Raw genomic sequence first — 16,578 nt, forward strand, 5'->3', positions numbered from 1 at the left:
ATACTTTTTGAAACACCACCCCAAGTTGGGTGGTGTTTCAAAAAGTATGCTGGCGTTAAACAAATCCGTTATTAAGGTGGCTTTGTTGCACAAAGATTTGAAATGCAAAGCGCCCCTAATTGAGCCAAATTTAAGGCGTAACTTGGGTAAGTGGTCGACCTAATTCCGTAAATCTGTTAAGGACGGCTACACGTGCATGGATCTCATTCACTTGGCTATCAAAACTCCTTGCACTGAGCTTATCTCCTAATAATTTGATGCAATGCATCTTAGTTTCAACCAAACTTCGCCGATGATAGCCTGACCATTTTTTCCAGAGTGTCCTGCCTAAACGTGTAACTGTTCGAAGTCATTCGTTTCGCTCTAGCGAGCTACTCTTTGTATCTTTCCATGGTTTCGCATTTTTTCTAGGTGGAATCACCGCATGCGCTTGCCGATCTGCAATGACCTGACGGCATTGCTTGGTGTCATAAGCTCCATCGGTATAAACAGAATCAATCCGCTCATCTTGTGGAATCTGATTAAGTAAATCACCAAGCACCTGTGAATCACTGACATTATTGGTTGTGAGCTGAATAGCGCGTATTTGTAGGGTTTTGGCATCTATACCAATATGTAGTTTACGCCATTGGCGACGATATTCAGGTCCATGTTTCTTGCGTTTCCATTCGCCCTCACCTAGAAACTTCATCCCTGTAGAGTCCATGAGTAGATGCAGCCCATCGCTACTTTTTTGGTAGCTGATTACAATATCAATATGCTTTTGTCTTCTACAAAGCGTGGTGTAAGAATATCACTGATATTCGGGGCTGCTCATCCGCAAAGTTTAATCAGACTTTGCACAAAGCCAGTAACCATACGTAAAGACAGACGGAATAAGGATTTAATCATTAAGCAGCATTGGATAGCTGCGTCGGAGTAGATTTGATTTCGCCCTTGTTTGCCTTTTGATGGCGCATACCATTGCGTAGCAGGATCAAACCAAATGGCAATATTTCCGCGACTCATGAGTGCTCGGTTATATGCGGGCCAATTGGTTGTGCGGTAGATTTTGTGTGTAGGCTTCTTCATTTGAAAATTATATCGCTGAAAAAGCCTTTACAGATAGGTTTGTGCAACAAAGCCCTAAAAAGATTAAAAACACTATATATAGTGAAATTTACAATTTATTAACACAATATAGGGTGCGCAACCCTTGACTCTCCTATAAAAAATACGTGAATATTATAGCTTATTTTTCAGCCACTTGGCATAAATATGGGGAGACATCAGCATATGTCTATAAAAAAAAAGCTATTAAAAGTCATCGTGTATCTTCAAAAAACTTACAATTAATGTGTTATCCAAAATGTATGCATGCCTACCAAATCTGGATTGCTCTATTTTTTCAGCTTAATGAGAAACAGCAAAACTATCACTTGAATTTAACTTTTAAACAGAATATCGAAATTCCTCTTCTGACAACAGACAAAGCTGATCACTATTTTTTTAGTAGTCATTTCAGCTGGATCTATGCTTATTTTTACAATAAGTATAAAACTGAATTTACGTTTAGAGCTTATGAAAAAAATAATTCCTACGAATTCACTATCATGGCTTTAAGCGAAGTAAAGGCATTACTATGTTCCGGATTACATCACTCAATTCATGGCTTAGATATCATCGCACATTGGCTAAATGAACAATACTTAGCCGCACATCTTCAGGAAGTTTTCGGTCAGGAAGTTCTAACTATCAATCATCTACGAGAATTATCAGGGCTGTCTAAATCCAAAAGTCCAGTAAGTCCTATTTCAAATTATGCTGGTCCACTTTCATTAGAAAAAATTCTGGCTGGAATATCATCATGAACGGATATAGTTACTTAGAAGATACTCAAGAATTAAAGCTTGAGCCGTTTCGAGAATTCTATCAAACACTAGCAGAAGCAAAGCTGGAAAATTATCAGGATTCTATCAAACTCAATGAGTTCATTAAACCTACTAAAATTATTGAACTTAACAATATTATAAATCAAAAACTTGTAGAACAATCAATCAGTGAATATCCTCTCGTTCATTATCTTATTGCAGTCATTAATACGCCTTCAGCATATCAAGCTAATGCCCTGAAATGGGCCATTTTTAATACTCGATGTATTGAATTGCTTGATAGCAAAGAACATGCAGCCACTGTAGCTAACCTCTGTAGACGTTTTCGTTTAGCCAGCAAAAAACAGGAATACCATTGGCTTTATAACTTATTACCACCTCTCCCTATTGAGTTGGAGGATCTTCTTAAGTTTTTAAATAAAGCTGAAACAGAGAATAGAGAGTTACTTAACCGCTCCACACCAAATTTAGATGAAAAACAAATTGGCCAGCTGGCAAATCTACGTGTCATCTATCAATATGTCTTTACTCAGTCTGAACGTTTAAAACGAAATCGCCAAAGCAGTTCAGGTGCCAAAGAAGCTCCTCAAACTGATGTTCAAAAGATATCAAGAATATCTCTCGATGATGAACAAACGTATCAGACTCATTTTGAACAAGGTACAGCTAAACAACCACGCGAAGATAAAACTATAGAAAAAGTTGAAGATCATAATTTTGAATTTAACTCACTAGAGCAATGTTCTATCACAGCTCAGATCAATAATCTCAAAAATCAAATTCTGCATCAAAACAAGAATGAGCTAATGAGCAAGCCGAATCCTCGGGTCTTCGATTTGCCTACCGCACAGTACATTATGCAAATTTTATTAGAACAGGCAGAAAATTCTCCAATTCATACCCTGCTTTTATTTTCAGTCCTCAGTCTTACTCATTATAAAGATCTGCCGGTATTTCAAAAAAATTTACGAGTCAGTACAAAAAACAAAGAAGTATCACTGCAACCCCAAAAATGTTTCTTTAAGCAAAGCTTTGAAGTCTCTAAATTCAAGGATTTTGTTTTAAGAAAACATCGGTTGAATACCGTGAATTCTTTTACGATTCCTCTGCCTCAATATTATCTGGAAAATCTAAGTCAGTTGAAAAAAATGGATGGTGTTGAGATTGATTCCAAGATACAGGAGTATTTACAAAAAATTAATAAAGGGCTGACCTTCCAGTTAACAACACAAAATCTTCCGCGCTTACTCAGTGATATTGCATTGAATGAACTTGAGTATGAACTGGAAAGCAAATTGCTTAATGGAGAAAGTGTTCAGCACTATATTCCATGCCATTACTCTTCAACACAAATCGTGGATATTATTAATATTTATACTCAAATTCTAACTTTGACTGTTCCTCAGCTGGAAACTGAATATCTTGAAGAATTCAGTAACCCGCATTCTTTTGGTAGTCAGCAGACACCTAATCTACCATTTGTTAAATCATTTTTTCACCAGCTTGACCAACGAGTGAGGGAACATCCGAATCCTTTTGAGACTTTAAAATATTATTCAATCTGGCTATGGCATATTTGCATGCTGATAACGTCAGCACGACCAAGTGAGTCCTTCCCGCCCAATCTAGATTATATTGACCTCGACAATCAATTGATGGCTGTTGCAGATAAAGAGCAGCGTTATTCGGGCACCATTGGACGATATCTACCGTTTAACGATTATCTTCGTGATGAAATACAGCATTACCTAAAATATTTAAAACACTTTCTCTACCTCACAAAAGCCTATCTGTCCAATGAACAAGTACAAGCAATCCATGAGGTCTTCGAGGGTGAACGCCCCTTTCTATTATTTTACGATCCACAAGGATATATCCGAAATTTAGAACTTTCTGATATTCAAAAATACTGTACAGAAATAGCCCTTCAGCGCAATTGGACCCGCCACTTTGCTCGTTATTTTTTTGCACAAGACTGCAATGAAGATGTAGTTAAAGGCATCTTTGGTCATGACGAAGCAATGCAGGGACTGTTTGACCGCTATTCAGCTTTTCAGGCGACTGATTACGATCAAATCAGAACAGCACAAGATAAGCTAATTGAAATATTAGAGCTTAAAAGTATGTCGACATTCAACGGGATCATGATTAAATGAGCAGACATCCACACTCCCTAAAACGACAAAAAAAACTTATAAAAAATAAGGAATTTCTTCTTAAATTATTTAGTGAGAAATGCCTAGAGCTTACACCTGAAAACTATTCCGATGTATATAGACAAGTCGATAATCAACTTTTGGAAAAGTACAAATCTAATACTCGTAGTCATAAAATGGCACGCTTAGAATTCGCGAAATATATCAAGCGTTTTAATCGTTTATCAAATCAAAACTACCCTATTCCTGCAACACCTGTTCGTCATGAAAGCCCCCCACCCCAACAAAATATTGAGACTTTAAAACATGGTAAAAGGGTGACTCAATTTGCCAAAAATTTGATTGCTCACTGGACAGAACATAATGACTTCAGTCCAACTCAATCCCTCGCTTTTTGTTTGATCAGCACAATATTATTTAATGGCATTTATAATGAGAACGAACTACAAAAGTTTTTAAAAATCATTTTAAAAACTAAGAAATTTCAAAGCTTTTCAAACCTAAATCATATTGTTTCACTTGAGATCCCGAACCGGCATTTCGGTAATCAGCGTATAAATAACCTGAATTTTTCAGTGAGCTATACAAAAACGTTTGTGTTAAACGATATTGTGAAATGCTGGATCTACAGACTAAAACATCAAAAATTTGATTTATTTTCAGATATTGATGACGCAGAACAAGTGATCAACACTTGCATCATCGAATGCTTTCCTGAGGAAAAGGTACGTTATAAAGACCTGTTAAAATATGGTTTTTACTACACACAGTTCCTAAAAAACAGTGGACTGGATCAAATGTCCATTTGTATCTTAAAAAATGAAATTTACAGTTCCAGTCCTCTCGAAAAACAATTAGCAGCTTATTTTATTCAGCCTGAACCCACGCCTACCCATACGATTCAGGAAGTTTATGAAAACCCTCAAGACCAGTCTAAAGTCACTATTGCATTAGATGTTGCCGATATTTTAGTAGAAATACGTCAAGCTATTCGTGCAAAAAACTATAGCGATCAACTCATAGAATTATATGCCAGAGAACAATCTTCAGCCTTGGAACGTTTGCTGCTGTGGAGCATTCTACGCTCAAAATTAACGGAACCTCAACTGGACCTTCTCAATCATATTATTCAGCAGCAGCAACGATTTAAGCGCAAGCTTATACGTGCAGATTTTCAGCCGCTCAAGCAAAGTTCTCTGAAGACCATGTTTTCACAGTTTGCAGTCCATTGGCTGCAGGCAACGCAAGACAAAGATATTTCATCATTTTCAGATGCTGATTTTGAAGATCTGTATGGAGAAATGCTTTTATTAAAGAAAGAAACAACTAGAGCGACTTTACAAAAACGTCTACAGGAGTTTCATCACAAACAGACCTTATTCTTTAACGCACCCACTATCGATCTAGATAATTTAATCCAGGTAAAAATCTGCAGAACCGCATTGATCTCGCCCCATATTTTTCACCACATGCTAGAGCAGCTCGAAAATACTCAAGATATTTCGATTCAGGATAAAAATATATTTAAACTGATTTTTATTCTAGGATTCAGAGTCGGACTACGGATCAATGAAACATTGAATATCTTCGTACGTGATCTATTTATTAGTGAAGATGCTGTGATACTCACCATTCGCAACAATCGCAATAAAAATCAAAAAAGCTACTCAGCTTACCGCAAGATTCCCCTGCATCATCTACTTAAAGCCGACGAATTACATGCATTTAAAACATACAGTCAGAATAGAAAACGTCTGCTAAAAGAACAAGGAAAATCAGTTGCACACCCGCTGTTTTTAAAACAGTCCTTAGAAGAAACTCATGAAAATGAAGTGAATTCCCTATTGAAACAATTGATCCAGCCAGTTTTTGGAGAACACAATTTTACTTACCATAGTCTGCGCCATTCTGCATTTAATCATCTTTACCTGATTTTAAAAAACTCAACACTTTCAGATGCATTTACTGACTATAGCCCACATGAGCAATTACGTATCCGTTATGCATTGTTGCGAAACAGAAATACTCAGCAAACCTGGTATGCACTTTCTCATTTTGCCGGGCACCTAACCCCTGACACGACCTGTTCAAGCTATCTGCATTTAATGCATCTAGCAATTAGCTACCAGCTGAATCAAATGCACAGCCCGCTTCCTAAAGAAGCCTATTTTAACATTCTGAAACATGATGATGCCATTAAATATCCTGTTCAGCAGCGGGCGATCAAACAGTTTTTATTTCATCAACTCACTAAAGACCGTTACAGGCAACATGATCATCAATTTCAACTAGGTCAACAGAAATCGCCTGATTCACTGATGCTAGGAGCTCATGACTCAGAGATGACTTTTGAATTATTGCATCACATTCTTGCAGTAGAAAAAGAACAAGACCTTATGTTACCTGAAACTATTCCTTTGCAAATCGCGCAAAAATTACGTGCTAAAGCCCAGCATTTGAAAACCTCCTGTGTAAACCAAAAAAAATCATCGAGGTTATTTACCACAGATTTTTTAAGGAAAACTCCGAATGCATTGGTCACCATGTTGCCAACCAATCAGGAGGAAAAAAAGGTCATTCAACATGTTCAGGAGCGTTATGCAAATGTACAAAGTAAATACAAAAAACAGCTTCATACAATCTACTCAATTTATCTTGAAAAAGCTCAGCCCAATTCAGCCCAGTTAATTTTTGAACTCAATGAAAAACGGCAACTGAAGAAACTTCTTTCTTTTATTCATAGCTTATTTCCCAAAAAATATCTTCATTTAGAACTCTCTCAGCAGAGCAAAACAGAGCTCAAAAAGACATTACAGGATTTAACATTACGGGCAGAAAACTTCAGCCTGACTGAAAATGAAAGGCGAATTAAGTTCTGCTTCAAGGATAAAGATGCAAAAGCACTTGGGGTATTCAAGTTACTGATGTATCTGATGATAGTTTCTCATCTTTAATGCAAATTATTGGATAAGTTTGCCACGCATTCTTATTCGTGGTTTACCAGTCATTCCTGTAATGATTTAATATAGACTTCCAAGCGTGAGTGGTAAAATTAATCATCTTAAAGAGCAATAACTGTTTGTCCCACTAGCCAAATAATGTCTGTCCAAGTTAGCACAAAATTTAATGATCATTTAAACAAGAATTTGCAGTATTAGTTTACAATTCGAAGTGAATAAAAAGCATAAATTGCCGCAGCACAATGAAATTGAAGAAATATTTCCAGAATATGATGAATAAGTTGTGAATCGGTACCCAATAAGTTATCAGAAAAGATAAAACCCTGCCCAACCTCATTGCTCCAAACCACTTGTGCCAAATATTCCAGATTAACCTGATAGCAAATACTGGTTCCTCGCGACATCAGGCGAAACTGATTAAGCTTAAAGCAGGTTGTTAGACTCTATTAAATTGTAAATGTCTAATTAGACTTTTTTAGTCTAATTAGATCTAATCAGGCCAATTAAGCACCCTCCTTACATCAAATGGTTTATTTCTATAAATCCATTATTTTGTGTTTTAATAGATATATATAGATATAAGGCCCAATATTATGGATTTAAAATTCAAAAAGCCTGAAGAGGTTGTCACGTTATTATGTGAAAGGCTTCGCAAAGAACGACTTTATCTGGAAATGACTCAGGCAGACGTCGCTACACGTGCTGGTATTAGTGTGAATACAGTATCTAATCTGGAAGCCGGTCGAAATGTTTCATTTGAAAATTTAGTACGCGTTGCCATGGTATTGGGCCGATTAAAAGAATTAGAGGAACTCTTCAAACCTCATTTAAACAGTGTAAATGACATTCTCCGCTATGAGAGCAATACGGCTCGCCAACGTATCAAAAGGAAATAAGTCCATGCTCAAAAAACTTAATGTTTACTACAATGGATGGGGTGAATATTGGCTTTGGGGTACACTGGTCTCCTCAACCGCAATCACAGGTCGGCCATTAATTGCCTTTGAATACAGTGCAGAAGCGATCAGTAAAGGTTTAGAACTTTCCTCTTACCTACTTCCATTAAAAGGTGACTCATTAAGAACGAACTTTCCTACACATCAAATGGGATTGCCAGGTCCTATATATGATGCCCTACCCGATGGTTGGGGCATGCTTCTTATGGATCGCTTATTTAAAAAAAATGGACTCAATCCAGCACGGATTGGGCCATTAGAACGACTCACGTATATTAATACACATGCAATGGGGGCATTATCCTTTGAACCTTCAGCACCTGAGTTAGCATTAACTGAAAATACTCCACTGATTAAACTCGCTCAAGAAGTTCAGCAAGTTCTCAAAGGAGAAGGTGCAGAATTTTTACAGCATTTATTAATTATGGGTGGATCTCCACAAGGTGCAAGGCCAAAAGCACTCGTCTATCGTGATCCTGTCACCAACGAATTCTCAACAGTTAGCTCACATCAACATGAAGCTTGGCTGATCAAATTTCCCGCTCAGCAAGAGCATCCTGAAGTTTGTGCAATTGAAGCTGTTTATGCAGAATGTTTGCGTCATTGTCATATTGATACCCCTGACACTCAATATTTTACTCTTCCGAATGGATTAACCGCATTTGCATCAAAGAGATTTGACCGCCACGATGGCATGCGTATCCCTATGCAAAGTTTAGCGGCCTTCACCGGAGCTGATTTTAAATCACCAGGGAGTTTAGACTACAGTAACTTTCTTCGCGCTGCACACTTTTGCACCAATGATGTTCGCGAAAAAGCAATTGCATTCAAGCGAGCTGTTTTCAATGTAGTCTTCAATAATCGAGATGATCATTGCAAAAACTTTTCATTTCTGATGTCCCAAAATGGGCAATGGAAACTCTCCCCTGCTTATGATGTTACTTTCTGTGAGGGGCCAGGTGGATATCATCAAATGGATATCATGGGTGAGGCACTGGATATTCCTCGACAAGCTCTTGTAAAACTTGGTACTCAGGAAGCGGAACTTTCTGCCCAAGAAGTCGATGAAATTATTGGCTCGATTTGTAAGGTTGCAATCCGATTCAGCAATATCGCTCATGATCTATTACCTGGACAAATTCAAACAGAGACTCTCCAGATGATCCAAAATAGGATTGAGCATAATATTCATTTATTGAATTGAATATAAAAAAATTTCATGAGGATCAAGAATCATTATATTAAATTATATAATGTTGTTGTTTCTCATGAAAATTCGCACCAAAATACAGGTGACTTTTATAGACTAAAATTTCCAATATGAAGTGACCAAAATACCCTTAAATGATCTAAATTGCTAAAAATTTCAACCCACTAAAAACTACACACAATCAATTAAATCATATACTTATAGTTAACATCATTTAATGGCATAAATCTCGGTGACCTTGCCAAGGTTGGGGTCATTTCTCCTTCTTCAGTCATTGCAAGAACAATAACATCTGCTGAATGACTAAGATTGAAATAAACAGCTTTACCACCTTGTATAAAAGGTTTGCCGTTAGGTTGCAATTGAATGATGACCTCATGGGGTGAAATACCCAACTTATCTGCTAAAACAGACTTCGTTAAGACACGAGAGATCAAGAAAAGGCGAGCCGCCTTAGGATGATATTGATCATATCTCAGCTTCTCTGCCAAACTGAGAAAGCCAAGATAATGGCTCAATACCAAATGGTCTTGTGGTACCCGTGAAACTGGGCAGACATAAACCCGTACTTGGGCACGATTAGACATTAGGAAGCTATAGTGCTGTTGTATTTCATCAGAACAGGTGCGAGATAGTCAGAAACTGCCTCTACATGTGTGACGTGTGGATTATGGCCTGCGCCAGCAAAAACTTGTACGGGGATATTAGGATTTATTGATGTAACTATTGGGTCGTTCTCTCCCACAATAATCTCGACTTTAGATTGAAGCTCGTTGAGTAAAGCCGTTTGCATTGCACGCTGTTCTGGCAAACTAATCCGATGCATATACTCACTAATATGCTTGGCTACCGACACTCGACGTAATGAATTCATCGCATAACCAACCGCCGGATTCTGTTGCCCATCTGGATGCAAGTCTTTAGCAATCACATCTTTTGGCACAAAACGGAAAATTAGTTTAGATATTGCTTGTATCTGAAACATTTTAGCAGCCTGCGCCTGAACAAAATAAGGTGATATAAGGATGAGGCGTGCAACTTTTTCGGGATATGTCTTTGCAAGATTTAATGCAAAGAGACAACCTAACGAATGTGCAATAACCACACTATTTGGCGCTAAAAGTTTTGCAGCAGTGTCGATAAATTCATGATTGTTATCCTCCATCATCTCATAACTACCTGAACGGCCAAGTCCCGGCAGGTCCATCATAGCAACCTGATCATAGGTAATTTTATTGATGATTGGAGACCAGCATGTGCTATCAAATGGAATGCCGTGTAAAAACAGTGCGGAAGATTTTTCTGAACCAATTGGCTGTTTAGTATAGATTTCTGTCCAATATCGGTTTTGATAGCTAAAAGAATTAGGTGTTGAAACTTGCATACGACCAAATCGTGTAAGCACCAAACGATCAATCCAACGAGAAAAATAAGGAGTGATATTAATCAAGTCCGTGATGCCCATCTTCGCCGCCATCGCCTCTGCCCCATCAACATGGTAGTGCTCGGTAGAAATGAAAGAAAGTTGCTCTTTGGAACCATCAAGTAATACCTCAGGTAGTTTCTCTAATAGACCTTTGGGTACTTGTAAATGTGGTGAGCTAACCCCTAAATGCTCGGCAGCGAGGTGAACCAGACGATGAAATTTCGGTGTTGCAGGATCAAGCAGCATATACTCCTGAGCAATGGTCTCAGGATAAGACATCGTTCGGATCAAAAAGCTCACGATATACTGCATATTGCATAGGGGCAGGAATGTGTCACGCCCACCTGGCAATGCCAGCAGACGTCCCTGATAGAGCTTATCAATCATGTCAGCAATACCGATATATTGCATATCGCCATAGTTATAAAAACCATCAATGACCGTCGCTGGATTTATTGCAGTCCATGGCACATTTAAACGCTTACAGGCCTCAATGAAAGCTTGATAACCTAAAATTTTTGAAGCTTCATAACCACCATGTTTGCAATACAACTCATCAGCCGACTCTTGCGGCGGAGCAGCCACACGATACCCACCAATCCAGATAAATCGTTCAAGCTGCTTCAAGGTGGCAGCCCATTTAATCAAAGTAAGCCCTGACTTAATATTGGTACGCTCAGCTTCAGCTTTGCTAATACCCCAATTAAAGGATGCAGCAAGATGATAAATCACGTGGATCTTTGTCTGAGCATCCGCTAACAGAGAATCCAGCTTAAAATCGCGGCTTAAATCATATTCAACAAACGAAATAGATGGATCGACTAGCCCTTGGGTTGCAATAAAATCTAATAGCTTATTTTTCTTGGTTGCGGCATTACGCAGCGCAGCAATCACCTGATGACCTTCACGCAGAAGTTCAACGATCAATCTGCTGCCAATAAAACCTGCTGCACCTGTTACTAATATGGTCTTCTGTGAAAAATTATCTTTTTTTGTGTTATTTAAATTATCCATAAATCACCTTATTAGGTGCTGGGCACTCCAGCATTGTTTAGAAACGAGTTATCTTAAAAGTTATATCGAACCTGGGCATACACCAGACTGTTATCTCTAAATTGTCCTAGCACCGTATCATTTTTACCCCAGAAGCGATCTCCACCTGCATTTAACTGCCAGTGATCATCGAGGTTGTAATTAATACGTACTCTTAACAACTCATTAGACTCTGGCGCAAAGTAGAATCCTGTTACTTCCAATTTCAAATTATCATTCAATAAGTTAAGTGCATAGCGCAGCATAGCTCCATATTGATCCTGCTCATATTGATTACTGATTGTTTGCTGATAACGGTAAACTGTACTCAATGATGGATTGGTTAGGCTATCGGCAGATTTAAAGTCCTCTGTATGCTTGTACACGCCTACTAAACTCAGCGTAGAATTTTTTAATGACCATTCCGGTCCCATAACCACTGTTAAATTATTTTTCTTATGGTTAAGGTCTTCACTACCATTTGAGTCAGTCTTTGTATACGCAGCCTCACCTCTCCACACAATATCGTTATGGTTATAACTGAAATCAACTCCATAGACAGACATAGGATTATTTTTCAACTGCAATGTGGCCTCTCCTGTTGGAGACGCTGAAAGAACTGACAGATCAGGTATATGGTCCGAACCTGAGAAATACGATGCTCCTACATCTAGACCATCTACGGAATAATCCCAACGCATTGCAAATGCAGGACGGCTCTTACGGTCTATGTCATACTGAACACCAGCAATCTGACGCAATGGAATCACATCTGAACGACTACGCGGATACCACAATGCAGTCCATTTATTGGTTCCAGATTCAGGAATATACGTCAATTTGATTGCATCATTTCCAAGACGTTGATCTGTTTCATCTGGTACTAGGCGCGTATAGTCACGAGGCGATAGATTATCTGTTGGATTAATCCCATCAGCTCTCCCCCAGACGACAATCTGACGCCCAACATCAAGATAGAATGTCTGATCCCAGTTGTAAGAGACATACAACTCACGTAAGTTGCGATTCACCTTACTCACCTGATCTGGGTTTACAGTATGGTCCGTTTCATCTCCAATATTTATGTCATAACGGATCTTGAACTCAGGGTTAAACTTGAGCGTACCATTGGACCAGAAACTTGCTTGCCCAATGTTTTTTAAAGAACTTAAATCCCGATCTGATGACCAGACATCGAGTCTGGCTGAGTTCTGGCTCACAAAACTAATTTCGTTGTCATCTGCATAAGCATGCTGCAGTAGCATAAAGCTACTACAGCATGCAAATACCCAATAGGCACCTTGCGTCATTTTTCAAGACTCTGCGGTGAGAAAATCTTATCGGATAAAGTTTTTTCTGCGACAAAATCATTGACGATCACTTGTGTCATATGCTGAGTTTGCAGATTCTTCGCCATAGACTTCATGGCTTGCCATCTTGGTTTCACTTTGCCGTAAGGACGGATATCCGTGAACTCAATATGCTTTAAGGGTTTGCCTGCTGTATCCCAAATATCGATGGTTGCTGTAACAAAGTTGTCTTTGAGTATGCACATGCGACGTTTGCTATAACCAAAGTCACTCTTCACAGTATTATTGATTGGCGTTGCTTCGATCATGTAACAATCTTTGCCATTAAATTTGCCATCTGCAAGTTTCGTGTACTTCCAGTCACTTAACTTATAGCCAAGGACATCACCATAACTAAAGTCCGTGCCAATAAAAGCATCGCCCTTATTCGCTGATGCAAGACGGCGTACTTTTTTTAATGCAGGCAAATAGACAAACATGCTATCGCTGCCTTTTGCATTCTCAATCAATAGCGTTGTGGTGCCTTGTACATCTGCTGGCGAGATAAACTCGGTCAAACGCATGTTGTTCTGAGTGTTTCCCGCAAGTTTGGTCATATTTTTAGTCAGACGTACACGTTGTTCACCACTTTTAGAGGTCAAAATAAATTTGGCGCTAGCAGTTGAAGATAAGAACTTAGAGGCATCATTACTACGATTAACAATGTCTTGAACTTCATCTGCATGAGATGTTTTAGGCAATGAAAAGGTAAGCGCCGTACCCAACAAAAGGCTTGTCACAACTGTTTGTGCAACAGGAAGGCTCTTCTTCTTTGAAGAAAAGATAAAACGAGGTTTCAACATCAGAATCATTGTAGGTACCATAATTAAGGTTGCAAATACACTGAAAAGCATTGCAATCACAATAAACATTGCGAGCCATTGATGGACATGGAAGCCTTGCGACAAAGACAATACGCCATACCCACCAGCGACCGCAGTCGCAACAAAAAGCGAAGCCTTACCAGCAGTACTTAAAGTTTTACGAATAGCGTCTTTGATATCGCCCCCTTCTTCGCGCAAGATTTCACGCAAGCGATAGAGGAAGTAGATGGCGTAATCCGCACCAATACCTACGGCCATGGCCGAGATAAGGGAATTCGGAATATTGAGCGGAATGTCGAGCCAGCCCATTACGCCAAAGATGGCAAGAATTGAGAACAGAAGTGGTGTAAGAACAATCAGACCAGCTGAAATCGAACGGAAAACCAGTGCTGAAATAAAGAATACGGCAAACGAAATTTGTAGAATGTTCATGAGCTTGCCGTGAACCATCGTTTCAGTCAAAGCAATGGTTTGCGTCACGTCACCACCAAAACTTACTACAGCTTTATCACCCAATTGACCCGCCATATACGTTTTTAGCGACTCAAGGATTTCTTTGATTCGATGATTACTACCTGTTTTCAGAAGAATCGTGATCTTGGCATAGCGTTGAGTGGTATCAATGTAAGATTCAAAATCAGTCGGCTCACCAGACATTGAATACAACAGCAGATATTGAGCAACGACATCTTTGGTTGCAGGAACCTGAAATGCCTGTGGCTGATCGGCATTCATTGCCTGATTCATTCGTTTGATATAGTCCACGATAGAGATTGTTTTACCAACCTCTGGAATTGAGTTTGCGAACTTTTCTGTATTATCAATCGCTTTTAGGATTTCAGGGTTTTCAATACCATCACGAACCTTCGTATCAACCATAATGTAAAGGCTGTTTGTGCCACCAAGAGACTGATTTAAAAATCTGTCGTCTTGCTGCATTGGTAGGTCACGAGAGAAGAAATTACGGCTATCGTTATCGACCACAATACGGCTAGTGCCGATAGCAAGAAGGACACCCATCGCAGCAATTGCAGTCATTAACATCATTCGCGGACGAACTGACAAAATGACATCACCAATACGGTTTGGAATCCAATCCCAGATCGGCAAACCTTTACGTTTGACCTTTGTAGCCGAAGGCGGTGGCAACATTGAGCGTAGTGCTGGAATAAAAGTCATCTCAATCACCAGCGTACTGATGATTCCAATTCCTGTAAAAATACCAAATGAACGAATCGTTGGAATGTTGAAGGTCAACAGAGAGAAGAATCCAGCCGCTGCAATACCACCAGCCAACACCATAACTGGACCAACACGAACCAAAGACTGCACTACAGCTTCGCTATTGGCAGCTTTAGGCTCCATCCCTTGAGCAATCAGACGATCAAAATCTTCATAGTAGCGCTTGAGCAACTGCACGGCGTGCCCTGCTGCAATGGCCAGAATCAGAATTGGCGTAGGCGAGTTAAAGATATCCATTGGCTGCTTGAACAAGCCCATCATGCCCATACCCCATGCCACAGCCAACAAAGCTGTAACGAGTGGCAGAATCAAACCTTGCTTGCTACGGAATGCTTCAAAGTGCAATAAACCAATCACTAATACAGCAATCGGGAACAAGATATTGATACGCTTAGAGTAGTCTTCAGCTTTATCCAGATACACAGGATTGCCACCGACACTAATAGTCATATCTTTAGACTGTTCGCTCTCTACAATTTTGTTGATTGGGCCCATCATTTTCTGGAAGCCCTCTGGACTTTCCTCAAGCTCAAGCAAAATTGCAGCAGTTCGTTGATCTTTAGATACCACTGAATTCATATAGGTTGGATTCAGTGCCAGTAGTTTTTTCAGGTGATCGATATCCTCCTGAGTGACTGCACTACTCGGCAATAGTTTCTTGGCATCGAACCCTTCAGAATTAGCCTCGATCCCTTTCACCTGACGTGCAGCCAGACTCATCATAGTTGAGCGAACTACACCTGGTGCATTATCAACCTCTTCGGTAATGCGTTTAACTTTTTCCAACACTTGCGGCTGGTAAATATCACCCTGCTTCGGTGTAATACCGATCACGACCATATATTTGGAGCCGAATTTCTTTTCAATCAGCTTAGTCGAGGTGATATAAGGATGTCCTTTAGGCGCAAGTGCATCTGGGTCAATAATAATTTTTACACCAGATGCCAGATACGCTAGAGCAAGTGTTAAGAGCATCACCACAGTCAAGACAATACGACGATGGCTAAGAATCCAACGCGCATATTTCTCCATCATTTGTTGAGTCTTACGAAGTGGTTTATTGGTCTCATGTGTTGGTTTATTTTCATTGTCAACCGACTCATAAGCTTCACCCTTCTGAGCCAGAGCCTCAAGATTATCAACATCTTTTTTGAACTGAGCGAGTACCATCTTTTTTAGCAGCGCTGGCGGCAATACACCAAAAAAGCTACCCGGCTCTGCCTCAAACACCCATTCAATCCATGTACCTTCCGGATGTGGTTTGAAACGGTAAGTACCGGTGTAGTGAAAGGGTCCTTCCACTACTTTAAACGCATACAATTCGTTCGGTACTAGATGTGTAATTTCACCTTTAAAGGACATTTCACGACCAATAAAGCTAAAACCTATTTCGTACTTACTACCCACACGCGGAGTACTGTCTAGAAGCTCAGAATGCTTACACGACAATTGCCAACCTGCATCATTCGCCGGGTTTGCAAGGTAGTTAAAAACCTTGTCAATCTCGGCTGGTATGAGGAAAGCATGTTCTATGGTCACCATATTGGTTCTA

8 protein-coding genes and 2 pseudogenes are annotated in these 16,578 nt (G+C 39.4%); 5 read left to right on the plus strand and 5 right to left on the minus strand.

The window, feature by feature from the left end:
- Nucleotides 1-130: 130 nt before the first annotated feature.
- Nucleotides 131-1,071 (minus strand): annotated as a pseudogene (locus tag RFW85_RS07810) (IS5 family transposase).
- Between the two features lie 146 nt (nucleotides 1,072-1,217).
- On the opposite strand from RFW85_RS07810, the gene RFW85_RS07815 reads away from it, so the two are divergent.
- The 5 genes from RFW85_RS07815 (at nucleotide 1,218) to RFW85_RS07840 (ending at nucleotide 9,147) form a co-directional block, all read left to right on the plus strand.
- Nucleotides 1,218-1,850: a hypothetical protein gene (locus RFW85_RS07815; RefSeq protein ID WP_227518639.1), complete on the plus strand. Its 633-nt coding sequence runs from the start codon at nucleotides 1,218-1,220 to the stop codon at nucleotides 1,848-1,850.
- Nucleotides 1,847-4,027 (plus strand): hypothetical protein, encoded by a 2,181-nt coding sequence (locus tag RFW85_RS07820; RefSeq protein WP_005249577.1) that lies wholly within the window; start codon nucleotides 1,847-1,849, stop codon nucleotides 4,025-4,027. The genes RFW85_RS07815 and RFW85_RS07820 overlap by 4 nt, the downstream gene beginning before the upstream one ends.
- Complete coding sequence (locus tag RFW85_RS07825) at nucleotides 4,024-6,981, plus strand: site-specific integrase (protein ID WP_025468541.1); 2,958 nt, start codon at nucleotides 4,024-4,026, stop codon at nucleotides 6,979-6,981. The genes RFW85_RS07820 and RFW85_RS07825 overlap by 4 nt, the downstream gene beginning before the upstream one ends.
- 599 nt (nucleotides 6,982-7,580) lie before the next feature.
- Nucleotides 7,581-7,883 carry a helix-turn-helix transcriptional regulator gene (locus RFW85_RS07835; protein WP_000364388.1) on the plus strand — a complete coding sequence of 101 codons (303 nt, stop codon included), beginning with the start codon at nucleotides 7,581-7,583 and terminating at the stop codon, nucleotides 7,881-7,883.
- Nucleotides 7,884-7,887: 4 nt separating this feature from the next.
- Entirely contained in the window at nucleotides 7,888-9,147 is a 1,260-nt protein-coding gene (locus RFW85_RS07840) for a type II toxin-antitoxin system HipA family toxin (RefSeq protein WP_057089991.1), read from the plus strand.
- Between the two features lie 233 nt (nucleotides 9,148-9,380).
- Here RFW85_RS07840 and RFW85_RS07845 read toward each other — a convergent pair.
- From RFW85_RS07845 to RFW85_RS07860, 4 genes and pseudogenes are all read right to left on the minus strand, one after another.
- Nucleotides 9,381-9,740, minus strand: a pseudogene (locus RFW85_RS07845) (4'-phosphopantetheinyl transferase family protein); the annotation flags it as partial.
- On the minus strand, nucleotides 9,740-11,593 hold the full coding sequence (locus RFW85_RS07850) for an alpha/beta fold hydrolase (RefSeq protein WP_069036567.1): 1,854 nt from the start codon (nucleotides 11,591-11,593) through the stop codon (nucleotides 9,740-9,742). The pseudogene RFW85_RS07845 and the gene RFW85_RS07850, both read right to left, overlap by 1 nt.
- Before the next feature lie 53 nt (nucleotides 11,594-11,646).
- Nucleotides 11,647-12,921, minus strand: a complete 1,275-nt coding sequence (locus RFW85_RS07855; protein WP_069036568.1) for a porin — start codon at nucleotides 12,919-12,921, stop codon at nucleotides 11,647-11,649.
- Nucleotides 12,918-16,568: an outer membrane lipoprotein-sorting protein gene (locus tag RFW85_RS07860; protein WP_309171377.1), complete on the minus strand. Its 3,651-nt coding sequence runs from the start codon at nucleotides 16,566-16,568 to the stop codon at nucleotides 12,918-12,920. The genes RFW85_RS07855 and RFW85_RS07860 overlap by 4 nt, the downstream gene beginning before the upstream one ends.
- Between the last annotated feature and the right edge of the window lie 10 nt (nucleotides 16,569-16,578).

It is taken from the genome of Acinetobacter sp. 12966 (genome assembly GCF_031196995.1).
GTDB classification, from domain to species: domain Bacteria; phylum Pseudomonadota; class Gammaproteobacteria; order Pseudomonadales; family Moraxellaceae; genus Acinetobacter; species Acinetobacter geminorum.

Excerpts from the sequence above, each read along its gene's own strand:
- RFW85_RS07820 (WP_005249577.1), top strand. The coding sequence starts at position 1,847 with ATGAACGGATATAGTTACTTAGAAGATACTCAAGAATTAAAGCTTGAG.
- RFW85_RS07825 (WP_025468541.1), top strand. The coding sequence starts at position 4,024 with ATGAGCAGACATCCACACTCCCTAAAACGACAAAAAAAACTTATAAAA.
- RFW85_RS07835 (WP_000364388.1), top strand. The coding sequence starts at position 7,581 with ATGGATTTAAAATTCAAAAAGCCTGAAGAGGTTGTCACGTTATTATGT.
- RFW85_RS07840 (WP_057089991.1), top strand. The coding sequence starts at position 7,888 with ATGCTCAAAAAACTTAATGTTTACTACAATGGATGGGGTGAATATTGG.
- RFW85_RS07850 (WP_069036567.1), bottom strand. The coding sequence starts at position 11,593 with ATGGATAATTTAAATAACACAAAAAAAGATAATTTTTCACAGAAGACC.
- RFW85_RS07855 (WP_069036568.1), bottom strand. The coding sequence starts at position 12,921 with ATGACGCAAGGTGCCTATTGGGTATTTGCATGCTGTAGTAGCTTTATG.
- RFW85_RS07860 (WP_309171377.1), bottom strand. The coding sequence starts at position 16,568 with ATGGTGACCATAGAACATGCTTTCCTCATACCAGCCGAGATTGACAAG.